Origin of the sequence: Chitinophaga sp. CC14, from assembly GCF_048957795.1 — a bacterium.
GTDB classification, from domain to species: Bacteria; Bacteroidota; Bacteroidia; order Chitinophagales; family Chitinophagaceae; genus Chitinophaga; species Chitinophaga ginsengisegetis.
Genome location: NZ_JARBFY010000008.1, coordinates 59,279 through 78,922, shown reverse-complemented (window position 1 = coordinate 78,922; position 19,644 = coordinate 59,279). Strand labels below are relative to the sequence as shown.

The 19,644-nt window shown below is 44.3% G+C and carries 20 protein-coding genes; 16 read left to right on the top strand and 4 right to left on the bottom strand.

The genetic code is table 11. From position 1 onward, the window contains the following. Positions 1-207: hypothetical protein (locus PV783_RS34450; protein ID WP_420991252.1), on the bottom strand; the 207-nt coding region annotated here is incomplete at its 3' end. Between the two features lie 849 nt (positions 208-1,056). Between PV783_RS34450 and PV783_RS34445 the strand changes: the two genes are divergently transcribed. The 12 genes from PV783_RS34445 to PV783_RS34390 all read left to right on the top strand — a co-directional run bounded on the left by PV783_RS34445 (position 1,057) and on the right by PV783_RS34390 (position 11,426). Further along, entirely contained in the window at positions 1,057-2,166 is a 1,110-nt protein-coding gene (locus tag PV783_RS34445) for a hypothetical protein (RefSeq protein WP_420991251.1), read from the top strand. A gap of 23 nt (positions 2,167-2,189) precedes the next feature. Further along, positions 2,190-2,966: a hypothetical protein gene (locus PV783_RS34440; protein WP_420991250.1), complete on the top strand. Its 777-nt coding sequence runs from the start codon at positions 2,190-2,192 to the stop codon at positions 2,964-2,966. Positions 2,967-3,061: 95 nt separating this feature from the next. Further along, the gene (locus PV783_RS34435) at positions 3,062-3,313 is read left to right on the top strand and encodes a hypothetical protein (RefSeq protein ID WP_420991249.1); all 252 of its coding nucleotides are present in this window, start codon (positions 3,062-3,064) and stop codon (positions 3,311-3,313) included. A 33-nt stretch (positions 3,314-3,346) separates the two neighbouring features. Continuing rightward, a complete protein-coding gene (locus PV783_RS34430) occupies positions 3,347-4,012 on the top strand; it encodes a hypothetical protein (RefSeq protein ID WP_420991248.1) in 666 nt (221 codons plus the stop codon). 87 nt (positions 4,013-4,099) lie between these two features. Then, positions 4,100-4,930, top strand: a complete 831-nt coding sequence (locus PV783_RS34425; protein ID WP_420991247.1) for a hypothetical protein — start codon at positions 4,100-4,102, stop codon at positions 4,928-4,930. Then, entirely contained in the window at positions 4,931-5,152 is a 222-nt protein-coding gene (locus PV783_RS34420) for a hypothetical protein (RefSeq protein ID WP_420991246.1), read from the top strand. It begins immediately after the preceding gene. 15 nt (positions 5,153-5,167) lie between these two features. Then, the gene (locus PV783_RS34415; protein WP_420991245.1) at positions 5,168-5,911 is read left to right on the top strand and encodes a hypothetical protein; all 744 of its coding nucleotides are present in this window, start codon (positions 5,168-5,170) and stop codon (positions 5,909-5,911) included. Positions 5,912-6,027: 116 nt separating this feature from the next. After that, positions 6,028-8,010 (top strand): hypothetical protein, encoded by a 1,983-nt coding sequence (locus PV783_RS34410; RefSeq protein ID WP_420991244.1) that lies wholly within the window; start codon positions 6,028-6,030, stop codon positions 8,008-8,010. 10 nt (positions 8,011-8,020) lie between these two features. Then, entirely contained in the window at positions 8,021-8,821 is an 801-nt protein-coding gene (locus PV783_RS34405) for a hypothetical protein (protein WP_420991243.1), read from the top strand. Positions 8,822-9,522: 701 nt separating this feature from the next. Beyond that, entirely contained in the window at positions 9,523-10,413 is an 891-nt protein-coding gene (locus tag PV783_RS34400; protein WP_420991242.1) for an AAA family ATPase, read from the top strand. A 1-nt stretch (position 10,414) separates the two neighbouring features. Beyond that, on the top strand, positions 10,415-11,059 hold the full coding sequence (locus PV783_RS34395) for a hypothetical protein (RefSeq protein ID WP_420991241.1): 645 nt from the start codon (positions 10,415-10,417) through the stop codon (positions 11,057-11,059). 10 nt (positions 11,060-11,069) lie between these two features. Beyond that, on the top strand, positions 11,070-11,426 hold the full coding sequence (locus tag PV783_RS34390) for a YkgJ family cysteine cluster protein (protein ID WP_420991240.1): 357 nt from the start codon (positions 11,070-11,072) through the stop codon (positions 11,424-11,426). 193 nt (positions 11,427-11,619) lie between these two features. Here the strand turns inward: PV783_RS34390 and PV783_RS34385 are convergent, their stop codons facing one another. Then, positions 11,620-11,877 (bottom strand): Txe/YoeB family addiction module toxin, encoded by a 258-nt coding sequence (locus PV783_RS34385; RefSeq protein WP_420991239.1) that lies wholly within the window; start codon positions 11,875-11,877, stop codon positions 11,620-11,622. Continuing rightward, on the bottom strand, positions 11,868-12,131 hold the full coding sequence (locus PV783_RS34380; RefSeq protein WP_420991238.1) for a type II toxin-antitoxin system Phd/YefM family antitoxin: 264 nt from the start codon (positions 12,129-12,131) through the stop codon (positions 11,868-11,870). The genes PV783_RS34385 and PV783_RS34380 overlap by 10 nt, the downstream gene beginning before the upstream one ends. A gap of 183 nt (positions 12,132-12,314) precedes the next feature. Between PV783_RS34380 and PV783_RS34375 the strand changes: the two genes are divergently transcribed. After that, the gene (locus PV783_RS34375) at positions 12,315-14,825 is read left to right on the top strand and encodes a hypothetical protein (RefSeq protein WP_420991237.1); all 2,511 of its coding nucleotides are present in this window, start codon (positions 12,315-12,317) and stop codon (positions 14,823-14,825) included. Between the two features lie 95 nt (positions 14,826-14,920). Here the strand turns inward: PV783_RS34375 and PV783_RS34370 are convergent, their stop codons facing one another. Beyond that, positions 14,921-15,583 carry a hypothetical protein gene (locus PV783_RS34370; RefSeq protein ID WP_420991236.1) on the bottom strand — a complete coding sequence of 221 codons (663 nt, stop codon included), beginning with the start codon at positions 15,581-15,583 and terminating at the stop codon, positions 14,921-14,923. Between the two features lie 204 nt (positions 15,584-15,787). Here PV783_RS34370 and PV783_RS34365 point away from each other — a divergent pair, with 204 nt between their 5' ends. The 3 genes from PV783_RS34365 to PV783_RS34355 all read left to right on the top strand — a co-directional run bounded on the left by PV783_RS34365 (position 15,788) and on the right by PV783_RS34355 (position 19,610). Then, positions 15,788-17,104: a hypothetical protein gene (locus PV783_RS34365; protein WP_420991235.1), complete on the top strand. Its 1,317-nt coding sequence runs from the start codon at positions 15,788-15,790 to the stop codon at positions 17,102-17,104. A gap of 118 nt (positions 17,105-17,222) precedes the next feature. Continuing rightward, complete coding sequence (locus PV783_RS34360) at positions 17,223-18,653, top strand: hypothetical protein (RefSeq protein WP_420991234.1); 1,431 nt, start codon at positions 17,223-17,225, stop codon at positions 18,651-18,653. Between the two features lie 27 nt (positions 18,654-18,680). Beyond that, a complete protein-coding gene (locus tag PV783_RS34355) occupies positions 18,681-19,610 on the top strand; it encodes a hypothetical protein (RefSeq protein WP_420991233.1) in 930 nt (309 codons plus the stop codon). Positions 19,611-19,644: the final 34 nt, after the last annotated feature.

The following is a 19,644-nucleotide window of genomic DNA, read 5'->3' as shown; positions in this document are numbered from 1 at the left end:
GCCTGCCACCCGCCCCCCTACCTTTTCCCTCCCTTCCTTGTTCCCCTTCCTGCCATTGTTGGGGGCATTGTGTTGTGCGCTCATACTGGCTCCTACCAAAACAAGATCGTTGCCTATAGGCATCCGTTGCGCATACGTAACGTGCGTGTGTGCGCGTGTGTGCGCGCGCGTGCGCACGGGCGCGGTGAAATTTTCCCTCCGCGACATTAAAAAAAACAAAAAAGAAGAAGGAACTAATTTCTTTTTTTCTTTTAAATAGATCAAATACAGGGGGTTTCGCCGCGCCGAATTTTTAACCAGCGTTTTACACTTGGCATAAATTTATAACGCAATTTACGACCTCACGGGCTTTTTAATTAAATAAATGAATATCAATGTTTTAAATGTTTCTTCTAAACACACCAAACTACTTTGATTGTAATCACTTGTAAATCATTACTATAATAATGTTCTAAAATAATAATGCTTATAAAATGTTGATTGTGATTATATTCTACACAGTATATATATATAATTTGAATGGAGATCCAAGCACTTTCAAAATTTCCAGAAGTAGTTAATATACAAATACTAGTTAATCAATGTTATAAAATATATCTAAATAAATAATATAATATTGACAATGGCTACATTCCGTTATAGCATTGAGTTTGCAAAGAATTTGAAAGTATACTGGTATTGATCGGAGATTTGTGAGAGGGCTTAAAAACAAAAAACAGGGCGTAAACCCTGTTTAATGCTGATAATTATATTAATATTTTTCTGTTTGCCTATTCCGTGCTGCGGAATCAAGCGGTCACCTTTACCTTTGATAAGGTTAGGATATAATCTTATCAAAGATATAACTTTCTGTAAAGTAAACAAAAAAAAATCTGGGCACGTAATACCCTGATTACTGCCCTGGAAGTGACACAGTGTAAGTGTGTGTGAAGTAAAACAAAACCGTAGCCAAATTAGTTAATATTTTGATAATAACCAAAATACGATTATATTCGCTCCTGATAATTATTCTGTTTTTTCTGTTATTTTTTCTGTTTAACGTGCTGCTATTACATCATGGCGTATAAAGTCATAGATAATAATCTTTCTACATATGATTGGTATATTACACTACCAGTCCAATACCGCGAATTTTATCATTGGGTATATCAACAAAGCGAATCTAATGGACATTGGAGGCCGTCAACTATTTTCTTCAACAGGGCCTACGGCTACCGTATAAGGGAATATGAATTTCTGGAGCAAATTAACAAGGGCGAAACCCGCATAGTACCTCTATTCAATGGAACATGGTGGATACCGGAAGTATACTTTAAACGGTTTGGCAGGATCTTTAAGCCCCAGGTTGCAGCTCAACGTGGTGCTGTTAAACATTTGCTGCTCAACGGTGTAACCGCCACAATGATGTTGGATGCAGGACTGCATTCAGATTTCATTCTTAATGTTTTTGAAATTGAGAACTACCGTAAGCGTTATTCTAATGTGCCAGACGAAGCTGATGTAATTAGCCTGGCCGATGTTCCTGACCTGTCACCTTCCGCGTTTGAAGGTCAATCTCCCAAAAACATACCGCCTACTCCCACCAGTGCGTTGGCCGTTCCTGCATCACCGGAACCTTCTTTTATTGGAACAAAACCACTTGCGGCCACCAATAGCATCGCCGGTGCAGGTGCTACTACCGCCATGACTTCCAATCACACTGCTGTGATGGTTGAGAAAAAAACGGTAGAACTGCGTGGTAGTACGGCGGTTTTTAAAATGCCAGTGATTGAATACAATTACTGTGGAACTAAGTTATGTAATGCGATACAGGAGTTTTTGCAGGACCATGAATACTTTGCTTTATTCTGTGCCAATAAAACCATAACCGATATAAACCTGTTGAAATTGAAGATTGAGGAGTTTATCAAGCACGCACAGACGCTCAATCAGTCAAAGACAAAAGATGAATTATTCTTATGGTTTAGCCGCTGGTATAAACCCTATAAGAAAGCAGTAGATAAGCCTTTTGAAGAATCGCGTGAAAACTTCCGTTCCAGGCCCACTATAGCTGAAATTAACTATCATATCCGGGGACTACCTCAATCTACCCCCGAAGAAGTTAAGGCGATGCACCAGCAATACCGTCAGCTCTATCGAGAACACCGTTACTTCGATGAAATATAGTTACTATATAAAACGATCATTTAATGACGCAACAGGCTCCATACTATATTGTACCGCTATTTGGGGATAGAAAATTTTACTTCAACGACAAGAATAAAGCTCTGGCTTTTTTAGAATTTATTCCTGGTGATGCCGCCCTGTTGGAAGGTAATAATCCGAAACCTTTAGAGGTTAAGAATATACTTAATACTTGGCGAGAAATGGTTGATTTTATAAGATTCCTGGTCTTATGGAATGAAGAAGATGGTGAGGTATTTCAACCGCTTACAGATCATATGTGGCGACATTACAGTAAACTTATATCAATGCTACGTAAAGGGAATGGTGTTTTCCTACAAGGCCCTGGGGGAGTTGGCAAGACTACTATGATGCAAGTGATAAACATACTTACCACTTCCCAACATCTTAAACAGGTACAAACGTTCCGTATGTTTGAAGTCAATAAACTTCAACAAGAATTTCAAACTAAGAATTACGAATGCTTCAATGATCTGCTCTATACCGCGCATGATATTAAGCCTGTATTGTTAGATGGTTTGGAGCCAGACCCGGATAAGGTTACCTTTAATCATTTCGGAAAGAAAGTGAATATACTAAGTCATGCAATAGATATGCTTTACCAGGATGCAAAGAATAAAAAGCGTATAGTCCACGTTACTACAAATTATTCTTTCGCTGATATACTGATTAATCTTGGCGATGAAACTTTTACGAAACTCACAGAAATGATGGAATTATACATCATCACCGGCCCACAGGCCAATCAAGAAGTAATGGCTAATCCAGAACTGAATCAATAATGCAACGCAGAACTTCATTAAAACGTAATACGGCACCTAAAAGGAATAAGCCCTTACCGGCCTCCAGTGCGACTATAAAGAAGCGTAGTAACAAGATGGAAAAGAATATGCGTGTATATAGAAAGCAACGCAGTGAAGCATTCCGTAAGGATGATGAATGCGAAGCCCGCATCAAAGGCGTTTGCTTATATGCTGCCACGGATCTTCAACATAAAAAGGGTAGAGGGAAATTTTTCTTGGTTAAAAAGTATCAAATAAAAGTCTGTCGGGCCTGTCACGTCCATATAGAAAACCACTCTGAATGGGCTAAGGAAAATGACCTTGCAGTGTCCAGGCTAACGGAATAGCGCAAGTTATTTATTCACTTCAAATACTACAAAATGAACACAAGCACACAATTAGTAAAAGGCTCAAAGGTTGTAGCCACCGTTGTATCCGCTGATTATAATGTCGAAGTCTTACCACCAAAGGACGGTTATGATCAGCAATTCTGCCACAACATCACTCTCTCAATAGAAGGGCAGGAATATCCCTGCCAGGCTTGCACATCCCTATCCACTCAACGTGATTATATTCCAGGTGCCCAGGTAAGAGTGATCGTAAATGCTTTCCGGTACGGACGGTATGCCATAAAGTTCGTTGAAATAGTTAGCGCGGGACAGGTTAACGGCCATACGTCCCCCATCTCTGCTACTACTCCTACCCCTATCTCCGCCGCTGCTCTTGTGCCGGTTGCTAAAAATCAGGCCGAACAGGAAGGTTATAAGGTAACAACTGGCCTCCCTTTAGACTACATACCGAAAGACATAGCGGTGGAGCTTGCGATACAATACTACGCGAAGCAGCCGATACCGAAGCTAAAGGATGTACTGGATACTGCCAGGACATTATATGCTTCCGGCAATCAGGGTGTAATCATACCGGCACCGGTGAGCCTGGCCCGCTCCATAGGACTGGCAATGCAGTTCAATAATCGCAAGGGAACCAGGCCAATTGAAAAGGTCCTGGAGTTCGCCCAGGAGATATATGACTATTGCAATGAATAATAATGTTTATTAACTTTAAATAGAAACAGTTATGGGTATTCGGACACCTTATAACATTGATTATTAACACTTTGTAATAATTGTTATATGGCAAGTTTACTAGGGTCGCATTTACCCAACCGAACACTGGAGCATTATAGTGAAAACAAGGACCATTATTTTGCTAACCTGATTGCCAACATGACGGCAGAGCAGCAGGAGAAATTGCCTGCTGCTCTGGCTTTCAAGGTTTCCAAAGGACCGGAATATGCCCAAACTTCCATGAAACCTGGTGAAAAGGACTACGTTATGCAATCCTCTTTTGGGACCATGTTTTTTGAAATGGTTCTTACGCCGGACGGAATGGATGTAGAACAGTTCTTATCCCACCTGCGCACGCTGTTGAATAATAGCCATAAGCCCAACAGCAATAAGGCGGCGGCAGAGGCCCTGCATACAGAGAAGATCTTTATCAGGGGGGGGCATGACCTGATGAAAAGGATGGAATACCTGGAGCTGATCTGTGCTACAGAAATGTATAAGCTGGCAGATAGCTATCGTTCTTCCCTAAAGGCATCCCGGATTCTGAACAAAAAAGCCCGGCGCGTTACGGCCTCTATTGAAGGCATACTGGAGTTCTTGCTTGCATATGAAAACAATAAAGCACGGTTTGTAAACGAAATCGGCCTGGAGCTGGCAGATCTTTTCCTAATGATGTTCTTGTATAGCGGCGGCAGGAAGCGCAAGGCGTTTTATGAAAAACTTGCCTATGCGAAAGGGAAGAATAATAAGGGACTGAAAATGACTTTCACCCGATTAAAGAGCAAAGGATTTTCATTTGTGAAGGGCGAACGTACCAGCAGTGCAGAACATTACTTATCCTGGTCAGGAAAAGAAGCCATGATAAAGTTTATTAAGCGCGTATTCAATTCTTATTAGATGATAAAATGGATAAACTGGATAGACATTGAGCAGGCCCCGCCAGAAATAGGAACGGAAATCATTGCCGGTATTGCGGAAACCGGTTACCGTACAGTAGCCTTAGTGATGCAGGAGGCATATGTTGACTGTAAAACCGGTGAAGTCTTTAACCCAACTGTATGGCTCCCCTTTCCTGATCTGCCAGCCAAACCGCGCCCAAAATATGTAACCATAAAATAGTACGCTATGCAAAAGATGGAAGCCCTTGTGTATGCTCAACCGTACTTTCTCCATTACGGCGACACAAAGACCGCTATATCAGGCCCCCGCTGCTATATACAGCTATCTACGGCATTGCTGGCATTTACTGATTTTTACGCACAATTACATGATCTTCCCCGGACAGACACGCTTTATCAGGAGTTAGAGCGCCGTGTAAAGGATAGCCCCCAAATACTTATTGACTGGATACGTCAGCAGGATTACGACAAATGGCGACCCTACTTTACTGTCCCGGATAAAAGGGTGGATGCAGATATATGGAAATTCGGCTGGAGCGATGAAGAAAACTGGACGGTGCGGGAGATAACCATAATGGACACCGTTGATTATACGAAGGATGTGGACGGTGTACTTGTTACCCCTGTGGCGAATGTCCGATCTGGAGAGTTCCGTAGTGTATTCAGTGTGCCTGATGACCAGGATACGCATGGCACCCATAAGTACCTGCTGGCTAAGTATCGGGCGGCGGGAATAAGGGAGCAGAATTATATAGACCTGGCAGAAGATCATGTGACCATTCCCTTTTTCCGGCGCTTACCGAATGGCGGTGTAATTCCTGGAGTAGAGGACGAGCAGCTTGTCCTGATTGTGCTGCACCGGCTGAAAATGAGAGAGCAAAATGACTTCACTAAACGTAAGGTGGCTGCGCTCCAGCAGTACCTAAAGGTTTGCAGTGAGCAGAATGCCAACCAGGAAGGCAATAATCAAGTTTATTGAGAATAGTTTTTTAAGTAAATTGTAAGTAATAGATACGTAGATCATACGTACTTTGTAAGTACAGCATAAGTATAAACAGTTGTGAATGATTGGGTAGCACCGTCAAACTGTTTATCATGGCTGAACAATTATTAATCCGTGATATATATCCATACGTGCTACCGGAGCCACCCAGGCTGGAAAAGGATATATTATACTATGATCGCAAGAAAGCAGATCAATACTGGACGCGCCCCCTCCTACCCGATTTTCGCCGCATGTCCACGGCGCAGAAAACAGCATTCATAGAACAGGAATGGACCCGGCTGGAACAAGGGCTGTGGTTATTTATCAATGGGGAACTTACCTGGATAACCCCCATGCACTATGATTTTTTGATGTATAGTAACATACCGGATTTCGGTATTCCTGCCTACTACGATTCCCAAAGAATTGACTTTTACTTTAAGGATTTTATAAATGCTGATGATCATTGTTATGGGGAGTTGGTGATTAAACCGCGCCGGTATGGCTACACCGGTATGACTGTATCGGAATGCCTGCATATTGCTATGGGCGATTTTGGGCGCAATGTAGGCATGGCATCCACCAACCATGATAAAGCAAAGGAAAGCCTGTTTAGGCCCCTTATAGCCTCCTATCTCACCAGGCCGAAGTACACCAGGCCGGAAATCTACATGCCCAACGGGCGGCCCCCGCAGAAGGAAATGCGCTTTCAATCCAACATCATAGAGGAACTGGATGAAATGATGCTGGATACTTCCAGTGGTATGAGATCCTGGATAACCACGAAAGCCACTACCCCAAAGACTTTTGACGGGGGCAAGTGGCACAAGGCGGTTCTGGATGAAATTTTTAAATGGACAGAGGCAAGCGTATACCAGACCTGGCAGATCACCAAAGAAACCCTAAGTGTTGGTGGTAGGATCTGTGGTAAGGGGTCGCTGTTCGCAACGATGGGTGATGATGAAACAATGGACGAGGCGGTACGTGATGGCATCCGGCTATGGGGAGAATCAGACTATCATGATAAAAACAAATTCGGCTTTACCAAATCCGGCCTATACCGGTACTTCATTCCCGCCTATGCTGCCTTTGAGCTGTTTATAGATCGCTATGGTAAATGTAACGAAGCCCTGGCTATGGAATATCTGATGGAGCAGCGCAGCGCCTTTGAGGAAGGCACGCTGGATTACCAGTACCACGTTAGAAAATATCCCTTTACCCCCGAAGAAGCTATGTCCAGCGCAGAAAACAGCACAATGTTTTCATCAATGCGCTTAAACTCCAGGCTGCAAAAGCTATACGTAATATCCAATTCAGAGCGGCCATATGTTGTAGGCAATTTTGAACAGGACGCTTTTACTGACCAGGTGCGGTTTGTGCCCAATCCTAAAGGGTATTGGAAAGTAATGGCTCACCCCCACCCGGACGCGCGGAATCGCTGCCGCCGCGTAAATGGCCGGTACGTGTTGCCCAGGAATCCAGAAGGCTGCATCGGCAATGACCCCACCAGGACCGCTGAAAATAGCAGCGGACACCTTTCTATGAGCGCAGCTTATGTATACCAGAAACATGACTATTACAACACGGGTAACGCGAACCGGCTAATGGCGCAGCTTTTCGGAAGGGATGAAGATGTTGACGTAATGAATAAACAGATCATGCTGGCTGCATTATACTATGGATACCCTGTTATGACCGAACGCCAGGTAACCAGTACCTACGATATGTTCCGCTCAAATGGAATGAAAGACTTCCTGCTGATCAGTGAATATGATAAGGTAACCGGCTTATGGATGAAGGGGCAGGTCATCAATGACGGCCTGGAGCTGATACAAAAGCTGATAAAAAAGCCCAAACTCAATGCTGACGGCGTTCCAGAAGGACCAGATAACCTGGACCATATTGTATTTGAAGAACTAATAACCCAACTGAAAAACTTCCAGAAAGCAAAGTCCACAAAGTATGACTGTGTTATGGCGCTGATAGCCACGCTGATAGGTGCCCAACAGATCCTATACACTATTCTCACGGACGCAGCTATTAAGCGCCGAAAGAAAGTACTGTCGGCCCTGCACCCTTCCCGATTAAATTAAATCCATTCATATGATCACTACCAAAAACAACGTGGGCACTCCGCGCATCCTGGTACGGATAAGCTATGCGGACAGGCTGGCCCTGACAGAGAAAACAATCATTACAGAAGATGGCCGGGCAATTTCCCTTTGCCTGCGTAATGTTACCCGCGAAATGGCCCAGGCAGATCGGTGGGATCTATCCGTCCGCGTTGGGCGGGTAGAGGCTATTATGCCTGGTTGTGGCAATATCCAGGTTGGGGACCTGGCTATTCTGGATTATGTGGTTGATGGTGATAGTGATGACCAGGGCGAAAATGACAGTTCCACTGCGGAGAATGTTCTTATGGAGGATCGGGACAAGCTGGTAAGTGTCCCGTGTGTAACCAGGTTGCATCAGGAGCCTATATATGTTACCTCATACGGCCAGTGGGTGCGCGACCCTCAAACTCAAAAGCCAATCAAGTTTATCGTAACGGGTGAAACAAACCGGCTGGTTGCTCAAAGAGGGGACCATATTGATATGAGCCTGGTATTGGGGGTGATCAGGGGCACGCAGCTCCTTCCTAATCCTGCTTATGTTTTTGCCGCCTACGAGGAACAGGAATATTCCAGTATTTTCAAACAAGATGGAGAAACCTATTACGAGCTGCATGACACGACACACATTGTCAGAAAGGTTTTATTTGCAGATCCGGCGACAGGGTTAAGACCCGGTGACACCATACATGCTATCTATGATAGCAATATCGAAGTAACAATCCTGGATCAGATTTTTGAAGTGATTCCTTTTTGTGATATACTGGCCGTGGATAAGGGTTTTCAGGGGTAATATGTTCAGATTGAAACCGCACACTGTACTTACATTGTAAGTATAGTGTGCGCATTTGTAAGCAATTTATGCGTATATTGTACTTATGTTGTAAGTATAATGTAAGTAGCTGGTGGTGTTCATCTTGCTTTACTGTAAGTATTACGTAATTACAATCTACTTATGACAGCATTACTTCGTATGCCTGTTGTAATTACAGCATGTGTACATTGAGCTTACAGCCTACTTATAATATCTGTACGCCGTAAGTAGAGGGGAAGGATGATATGCGCGGCGCATAAGTATGATGAACAGATCTGATACGCTTAATTTAAGTACCAGTTACGTTGCCCATAATTATACCATACATACAGTATGCTTATGGTGTGCGTACCGTATACTGACAGCGTGTGCATATTGTAAGTATAACATGCGCGGAACGTAATTATATTTTCTGTATAATCTACTTACAGTGTACTTACGAATAAAGTATCCTGTACGTATGTTAGATGGATGTTCTACACACAGAATACATTCACTATGAGCATGATGTACGCACAAAGGGCATGTGTCATAAGTACAAGGTAAGTGGGAGTTACTTACGCTGTATGTATTGTATAAGTATTTTGTAAGTACGTACTTACAAAATAAGTAAATAATACGCATGGCGTACTTATAGCTTACGTATATTTTACTTATATTTGTTGCAAACAAATTTATATATGACACAAGAAACAAACGAAATCGTTGAGCTTATTGGCGAGATCAAAAATGATGAAGCAGACAGGATGCCCCCGGAATTGCCGGATAAAGCAACCCTGATCGATTCGCTTAGGAGCCTAAAAGAATTGTATAAACGCGCCGTTATCATCTGTTCGGTCAGCTTAAAAGGAGGGACCGGTAAATCTTTGACTGCTGCCGCTTTGGCTAATTTCCTTACCCATCTTGGGTTCAAGCCCCTATTGATAGACTGTGATGATGAAAATATGTCCTGCCTAAACTGGAGCGCATCCAGGACAAAGTATAAGGATCTATTGTCATCGGAAATGGGGGCCGATCAAATAGCGGAGCTGGAGAATTTATTTCCCGATACAGCCGTGATGGGAATGCCCTTGCTCGATGCGCTTGCTTCCAATGTAAAAAAGTATGCTGTTGACTATGATTTTATCCTGATCGATTCCAGGCCGAGCTTATCTGCTGCAACCTCTAAAATTATGTTGCTGTCCGATTATGCAATTGTTCCGGTTCAGACTGGCAAAGAAGAACTTCGGAATGTTCATAAGTTCCTGGGGCATTATGAAAATGCAGTAATGCTGCGCGGGGAGGACCGGCCACTGCCGGGCGCACTGTTTGTTAACAGAGATAACCCCCGTACAAAGCTCTCTAAAATGACCAAAAAGAAATTGTTGGAGGCCCCTATTGAGCTAATGTATTATCATTTATCCGGCAAAGAAATTTTTAAAGAAGCGTTCGGGGATGGCATTGGCCTCTGTGAAATCGTTGAGTGCTATGGTGAAACGAAAACAAAGGCAGACGAACTCCGTGGTCCGCAGAAGGAATATGAAACCCTTGCTACAGAATTATTAAATCATATGGTTATTAATCTGATGTAACATGACACACCCAAAACTCGCTACAGGTAAGGGCGCAGCAAAAAAGGGCGGGGCCAAAAAGGAGGCAGGTAATAAAGGCACAGGAAAAGGTGCGCAACCTGCAACCGGAAAATTGGCAGATGCGCGGAAAAAACTTAAAAAGAAAGAAGATCAACGGGACGACATGCAGGATTTAAAATTCAATAAGCCCCATATCAAAAGGGATTTAAACATTGAGGATATAGAAGAAAAGGCAAAACTATTGTCGGTGAAAAAGGATGAAGATTCTCCTGTTCCCACTACTGTAACGTCACAACAGGAAGTCCCACCGCAACAACCCGGCGCTGACGTAGCAGCTATAGCACAACCAGGAGCGCAAGTAACAGGTGCAGGCACCGATGATGGCGCAGGCGCACCGCAAACCTCTACAGAGGAACCTGATGCTGCTCCTGGTAAGAAAAGAAAGGAAGTAAAAGGGGACAGCAAGGGCAGGGTACGCCTTAGCGCAGCGTTGGAAGCGACTGTGGAATATCCGGCCTGGGAGGATTTTGTTGATGCTATGGGCATAGACGGGATGAAATTAATTAGAAACATCCTGGTAGAGAAGATGGTCCTATTAGGCAGGATAGACGAAAAGCGCCTGAAAACACCGTTGTTGAAATTATAATACATTAGGCATGGGAACCGTTTTTCCCTGCACCAAATGTGGGGGGTGCTGTATGGAGATTGGACTACGGATAACGCGGATACGGCGCTACTTTACGCCGGATATGCTTACGCCCGTAGAACGAGAGCTGGCAGCATTCCCCTTTAATTTTGATGAAAAAGGCACCTGTGAAAAATACGACCCCGAAAAGGGATGTACTGTATATAAGACCCGCCCCGACTGCTGCAACATCTTAAAGATGTATGATAGATACTTTAAGCCGATGAAGATGACCCTGCATGAATTTTACCTGCTTACTGCTTCCGACTGTAACCGGCTGATAGATCAGCTCCACCTTGATAAAGATAAAAAAGTTATAATACGTTAGAGTTCAGACTATTATAATTTTATTTCCTATATTCGTCCCTGCGGGTGAAAGCCCCATATAAATTTGTTTTAGAAAACTGCCGGACAACCGGCAGTTTTTTTATTCCCATGACGACCTTCTTATGCTGGAGCAGTATAAGTGTAAGTATAATGTAAGTATTTTGCACGTATGACATACTTACAGAGTAAGTATGTTAGTAGTGAAAGCGGGCCGCGATTACGGTAACGATGTTTTCAGATACACTGTATACCAGCCGATGTTCATCAGTAATTCGGCGGCTCCAATAACCAGCCAGGTCATAACGTAGTGGTTCCGGTTTACCGATGCCGGTAAATGGGGTTTCCATAATCGACTGTAAGAGGGCTGTTATTCTTTTCTGCACCTTCACGTTGTTGGTTTCTTTCCAATACTCCAGATCCTTCCTTGCAGCTTCGGTAAAAACTACTTCCATAAGTTGTCAAGATCAATTTTCTTAACCTCTCCAGCATTTGCCTGGGCTATGCTTTCGGCCAGGTGCCTTCTGTTATTTTCTCTGGATAATAAATAAGCTGTTTCCTGCATGGAAGTAAAGACGGTTTCGGAAATGATCACCACGTCCCCTTTGCCCTTTGGGCGCTTTACCACCAGTTCTTCTTCCCCTTTTGAAACCTTATCCAAGTTTTCTTTCAGGTGCGTCCGCAGAGTATCATAATTAATTACTTGCATGTGTCTTGTTAATTTCGTACGAAAATACGTACGTTTTTTCATATTACCAAATGCGTACGTACAACGTACTTACAGCGTGTGCAGGTCGTAAGTATTTTATAAGTATCTTATAAATCCTTATATTAGTACCAGGTTGTGCAAGGTATGCAAGGTAGCCATTGATTCATCATTAAGATCATGGCTATGGACAGTACATTGTATTCCAATCCCATCGCGCAACCGGGTACAGATAACAGGTGGATGTATTACGACTTCCTCCACTTTATTCCCACCGAACAGAAAAATAAATATTGGGCGGCGCAGTGCCTTTTGTTCAACAAGCTCAATAGTTCCCCTTTACTTCCCAATGACCCGGATGATAAAGTAGCCCGTTACCGGGAGCTGGAGCGCGGCGAAATTCGCAAAAGCGACTTCGTAAAAATCGTTGACCCGCCGCAAGCTGATGGGAGTGGGGGCAAGGCTGAATTTTTTGCAACTAAGTGGAAAAGCAATCTTATCAATATCCATCTGCGGAACATCCTGGATGCAAGGTTGGATGGTCTGCCGATCTCCCTCCAGGTCCGTGCTGCGGATGAATATTTCCAGTTAGAGCAACAAAAGGAAAATGCGCGTATCATTGGGCGCAGGCAATTCCTGGCCTATGTGAATGATATGAATGCCCGGCTAGGCTTGCCGCAGCTCCGCACTGATGATGACCCCTTTAAGTATGTTAACCAAATGAGCGCCGGGACCACTCCAGGTAAGGAGGGAAAGCCTGCGGATATGGGCGGTGGCAGGGGAGCTGCGAAGGACACTGCTATCACTTTAATGGATAACCTTAAATCCATGATGGATGACAATGAGGATCTGGCGTTGTATAACGAGTATGTTTACAAGGACGGATGCGAGGTGGCCTGTGAACTAGGCATGGAGCATTATCTTACTGTCAATAAGTTCAGTGAAATTAAACAGGAAATCTTCACGGATCTGCGCAACTTCAATACCTGTGCCTTACGCCTTTTTACCAGCACAACAAATGGGCAACCGGTCATTGATTACTATGACCCATCAACCGTATGGACCAGCGCCTTCAAAAAGGCTGATGGGGGGGATATTACATACTGGTGGCGTGAAGCCGATATAACCTTCGCTGATTTTGTCCGGCAGTTTGGCGCTGAACTGGATGATGATCAGCTCCGCTATGTGTTTGAGAAGAACCGTACCAATCAGGGCGGCTGGCAAGGGCACCAGCTCTATTGGGATAAGTGTAACAGATGGCAGCGGGATAACGCGCGGATAAGGGTAGGATATATGGAATGGTTAAGCCAGGACATTGCTGTGTATTCGTATGCCGAAAATGTCCGTGGGAACATGCGGTTTAAGCAGATGCCAAGCGATTGGTTCCCGCCGAAAAAATCCGCTTATGAGCGGCAGGAGCGGTATTACAACGCATGGTATAAATGCTACTATATACCAACTTTTGTAGGCACCTATCCTGGAAGCCTCCAGACTACGGACTTTGTAGAACAGGCTAAATTGATTTTCGGGTATGGGAAATTACAGGACCAGTACCGGGAAGGGGATGATCTGCGTTACAGCCGCCCTTCCCTGATCGTAAGAAGGCGTACCATCCCGTCATTCACAGACATTGAGCAGCGTTACATGGATAAGATAGATCTCTTATGGATACAGATGGAGAATGATCTTGCTAATGTAATTCCGCACGGCCTGTGGTTTGGAGAAGAAGCGTTTACCGAACTACTCAATACTGTTGATGAAGCGCAGGCAGGTGGGAAGGATGATAACTATGAGGCCATGCGGAAATTGAAGCAGACAGGTTACGGGGTGGGTAAACTGTTCGATGAAATGGGGCGAAGGATACCGCCTTTTGTCGATATTAAGACGGGGCATTTGCAATCGGCCCGCGAAAAGCTGGTGGCTATTATGGATATATATGCCATGATGACCAGGGCATTGGGTCTGAACGAGATTGCAGAAGGGGTGGCACCACAACCCCGGCAAAGCCTGGGCGGAATTGAGCTGGCGAACAGTGCATCTGTTAAGGCAACCCTGTTCATTGAGAATGCTTATACGGATACCTTCAATGAAATAGGGTGGCGTATGCTCTATTATTTCAAGGAAGTGGTTGGTGAAAAAAATTCTGAACGCCTGCGTGAATTTCAGGATATAGTCGGCAGGGCAAGCGCCTGGGCACTGGAGGCCATTGCAGATCTTCCATTAAGACGTGTAGGCGTTGCCGTTGATGTGCTTAACACCAACGCTCAAAACGTAATGATCAATCAGCTTGCACTGCAAATGAGCCAGGGGGCTAATCCGCTGATCACTCCAGATGAAGCGGTAGAATTGACATTTATAAATAATGCTAAATACAAGTTTGCTATCCTGCGTATGAAGATGAAGAAGCGCAGGAAAGAGAATATGGCGCTGCAACAGCAGATGGTTGCAGTGCAACGGGAAAACCTGCAAATGCAGTCACAGATTAAATTGCAGGAAATCCAAGCGAAGTACCAGGGAGAAGCAGCGTTACAAAATATGATGAAGCAGTGGGATGAACGGCTATTGCAGATAGAGGCACAGCTTAAATTTATGAGCCAATCGCAGATTAAAGAGCAGATAAAGAATAACCGGATGGAACAAGATGCAAATGCTATGCAGCTCCAGCAACAATATGAAAATCAGAAGCCACTTGTTTAGGATGTATAATTCCCTTATCATTGCACCAGTATTTGAAGTGTATGAATAATATTCATATGCTTGCAGGGAGGGGTTCTTACCCCTCTCTTTCTTTTTTATTCCTGGGCCTGGGATTTCAAAGATGCCAGATACCGTTTGCGTCCTTCCCACGTAAAGTCATGGGTAATCTTTTCATGGCCTTCCTGCTCCAGCGCATTATCCAGCTCCAGAAAGTCCCTTTCAACTTCTGCTATCATGGCATTGGTTTCTTTTTGTAGGATAGACCGCTGCGCAAGGCATCTACCAATATCCAGTGCCTTCTTTGCATCATCTGTAACATCAAAGGCCATACGGTTCACTAAAGAAATATAAGTAAGATTGGCCTCTATGGCCCGCCACCGTGTATCTTTCAAGTAGTCCATTATCCAGGCGACCAATTTTTTAGTAATCTCCCGCGCCTGTGGATTCATGCCTGAAACAATATCTATTAATACGCTATCTTCTTCCGGGGGCTTTTTCCGGCATAAGGTTTCCATGATCTTTCTTTTGCATTCGTCCCTGTCTTTGTGGGACTGGAGCCAGGGACTTTTTGCATGATAAGCAAATACGATATAGGCTAAAATAATATTTGCTTCCCGCCGTTCATATATATCGTATAGCTCTAAGACAGGTTCATCAAGCAAATTGATAGTCCTAAGATCCGGTAGCCAATCCTTATCAGGTTTGGGATAAAGTTTTTCGATAAGCGCCAGCAGCTTATCCGGTTTAGTTTGAGCCATTAGACATGATTTAGTTGTTCAGGAATGCGTACTGCTTCCCGCAACCAATCAAAACCCCCGTTTGCTACAATATGAATATAACGCGATAATATAAATATTCTATAAAATTAAGCGTTGGCACGCTTTTTAATTTGTTTTTTTGCTATATTTATACTTGAGTGCGTAATACTGTGATTAGCAACCTATTACTTAAATGCCCTACGCATGACGATGAACCTATTTAACGTGAGCGGCCTACGGGAACCCGCCGCCACAGCCGAACCCGCTGACACAAATATGCCACCGGCTGCCACTACTACAGCAGAGGACAAGCCCCCGGTAAATACTTCCAATACTAACAATATTCCTGGAGCCACTACGGCGACAGAAACGAGCGACCCGGCCACCACTGCGGCTGGTGAACAAACTGCTACTGCTGCGGCAGCGGCCCCTGCGTCCGAACAGGGACCGCCCGCCGGTACGCAGGCACCGGCAGAAGGTGGTAACCAGGGCCAACCACAGGAGGGGGGCCAGCAACCGGCTTCCACAGGCCAGCCTGCAAACGGGGCAGTTCCCGCTGCCGGTCAACCTGATTACACCGGTTTGCTGGAGCAATTGGGTCTTGATAAGAATACGAGCCTGGAGGATCTGAAAGCCCGGTTGAATCCCCCGGCACAGCTTACGCCGGAAGAACAGCAGCGGCAGAACAATATACGCCGCTCTAAGGTACAGGAATACGCAGTGGCTAACATGGACGGCTATAGCCCTGCTGATTTTGCCATGTATGATCAGGTACAGCAGCTTCCAGATAGGGATGTAGTTTATGCTGAATTTAAAAAACAGTTCATTGCTCTTTACAAAGATAGCCCGCTTTTGGCAGGGCAGAATATAGATACCGTAGCGGAGGGTGTATTTAACCAGCAGTACCACATCATAGACCCTAGTGAGATCAATAGTGAGAATGAGCTTATGGCAACCATCGGGCAGGCAACATTAAAAGCCACCGCCGACAATATCCGTTCTGGTTATGCCGGGAAAGTAATGGCAGCAGAGCAGCGGTATGATCAGCAACAGTTAGCCCAAAAGAAAGAAACTGAATTTCTTTCCCTTATCAAAAACGCGATTCAGAAAAACGTTCCAGCCAGCCTTAGCCACCAGGCCGTGTTGAATGAAAAGGAGAACCGTATCCATGCAGTTAACTATGAATTGCAGGGAAAGGTGGACGTGGCGGAGCTGGAGAAATACCTATACAATGTTCAGAATTTCTCAATTTTTAACAATAAAGGACCATTAGATGCAGAGAGTGCCCTTAATGAACAAATAGCCAATTTTATCATTATTAAACATCATAAGCCCATGATGGAAACCGCGATCAAGGGTTCATATGACGCGGGGACTGCGGCGGGTGCTGTAGGTGCAAAAGTACCTTTCAATGCTAACCCCACAGCCGCAGCCCAAATTGTGAACAGAGATCAAATGACCACCGCCGATGACCAAAAGGTAGCACTTGTTATCGGTGGCAGTCCAGTAGGTAACCATTAAAGCATCATTTCCAAAGTTGTGTGTGAATGCAACTAATCACGAAGTAGCAAGTAAGGAGGTTATAAAGAATGGTTGTCGGTACGAGTAATCGTATTCCGAACAACTAAACTTTTTAATAATGGCTGCTTCTTTTAGTTGTGATGCAGGAGCCTTCACTATAGACGCATGTTTATGTGGACAGGCCCCGCTTCCAATGTACGACCCTCTTGCGCAAATAGCATTAAGACCTAATTTAAGGGAGGGGACAATTCTTTGTTATAAAGATACTTCCGTTGAAGGTATCTTTTCGCAGTTACAAGCCAGCGTGGGCGCGGATAACCGTACCGTTACCACCAATCCGTTTTACTGGACCGAAAAATGCAATGAGCCAACCAACACGCTCTGTGTTAAGAGAGCTGCTGCGGCTTCATCCCCAGGTGGAACTATTATAGTTGACCTGGATAAATCTTCTATGTCCACAAATGGACGCTTTTCTAAGCCCAAACAAGGTGTCCGGGTATATATCAAGGAACTTGATGGGCAGGGCGCGATCATTGAAAGTGTAGACAGGTCTGTAACTGGACAGCACCGCATCACATTGCGTGCGTTGAACAATGAGATATTGGATTTAACTCGCCACGCGAAGTATACAATGCTCATGGACACGCTGCGCATGTACAAGAAATGTGATGATAACTGCATTAAGACAGATGGGTTTCTCCTGGACCCACCCACGTTAAGGAAATCATATGTCCAGAAATTTGAAGCAGGCTACTGCATCAAGGAAGATGAATTGGATGGCTATGCGTACGACCAGGATTTCTATGTCATCAAAGGCATAGATCCTTTGACTGGCCGCGCTGTAGAGAACTACTGTATTCCCACCGTCAATAACAAACTACTATCAGATTGGTTTGATAGCCGCATCATCAACACATTGTTTGGACAGCGCAATGATGCAGACCAAACCGGCTTTGATGGCTTAATTCCCACTGCGCAGCAATCCGGGATGTACAATTATTTTTATGATCCTTCAAGTGGCGCGTCACTAAAGCAAATGCTTTTCGGCATGATCAGGAACTTACGCCGCACAAACGGCTGCAATGAGTACATGATCCTACACGATATGGGATTTGCTATGGACTGGAGTGACGCAATAGCCGCACTGGTAAGGGAGTCCGGGCAAAATCTTAACTTTTCTTTATTTGGAAAAGGCGGGTCTGGAGTACAGAACTTTGAATGGTTCGAGTTTAAGAACTTCGCCGCCTTTGGTCATAAATTTATGACCTACCTCATAGACGCATTCGATGCTTACCGTTATGGCAACTTCCTCAAAGACTTCGGAATCATGCTGCCAGCCTGCAAGTTCAAGGATACCAACGGAAAAATCGTACCTGCCGTAACCTATGTATATCAGACCGGCTGTGAGCCTGCCAAAGTAAAACATCTTTTCTCATATGATGAACGCCAACGCGGTTGCCGTGTATGGAACGTCTTTTTGAAAGATGAATTTGGCATGGAGATTCATTGCCCGTCAAAATTGGGTACAATGCGCCGTATGGCTTGTTAATATTCGTTCATTCGTCAACGTTATAACATGGCAATAAAGAAATATTATACTATAAAAGTTGGCCGGTTTGATGGGCAGGAAGTTGAAATCGGCCACGTAGATAAGTTGGGTATCCCAAAAGGCCCAACAGCAAAGGCTATCGCGCCGCCCGGTAATTCCGTTATTCCAAATTATTCTAGGATATGGGGTAAACGTGAGTTGACAAAAGAGGGTAAGCCTTCCGGCAAATTCAAACCTATGGTCTGGGGTGATGATGGGGGAGAGGTAATTGAAATCCGGTATCTGAAAAAATGCAAGTCCCTGGATAAACTGTATCAGGATCTCAACGGGATTAAACCAGGGGAGGAAGATGCTGATATAGATCTTATGCACGGCCTCTTTGACATTGATCCAGAAATTGAACCGATGCTGGTGGAAATGTTAAAGCTCCATTCCTATAATGAAGATAGTCCCTGTAAAGATCCATCGCAGGTTTTCAGTGTCTACCATGAATACGATGAAAAGAAGGAAGCCACCCTTGTCATCAAAAAGGATAAGACATTGGTGAATGCCATGAACCAGGTATTTGAAGCAGAAGAAAACACTGAACAGTTACGGGTATTGGCAAAAGTTTGCGGGCTGGATGATCGTAAGCAGAATAATGTTCTGCTTACAGAACTGTTGATGCTGGCAAAAAATCAGCCTGAAAAATTCCTGGAAAACCGGGCCTGGTATCAGCAGCAGGTTCAGAATGTTTTATTGCGTGCGGTTGACTTTGGGTTACTGGATCTGGAGGCGTATGGAAAAATAAATCTTCTCACATCTTCTGGAGGGACTGTAGTGCCGAACATTCCACAAAACATAAAGCCGGAAAAAAAGCTGGAGTACGTGATAGAGAATGCCTTTGATCCCGCCATCTTCGATGGCATCGAAAGGATCAAAGAGGCTATCAATGAAAAGGAACTGGCGCTGGCATAACAGTATGCGCCATCATTGTTCAATTTTGTAAACT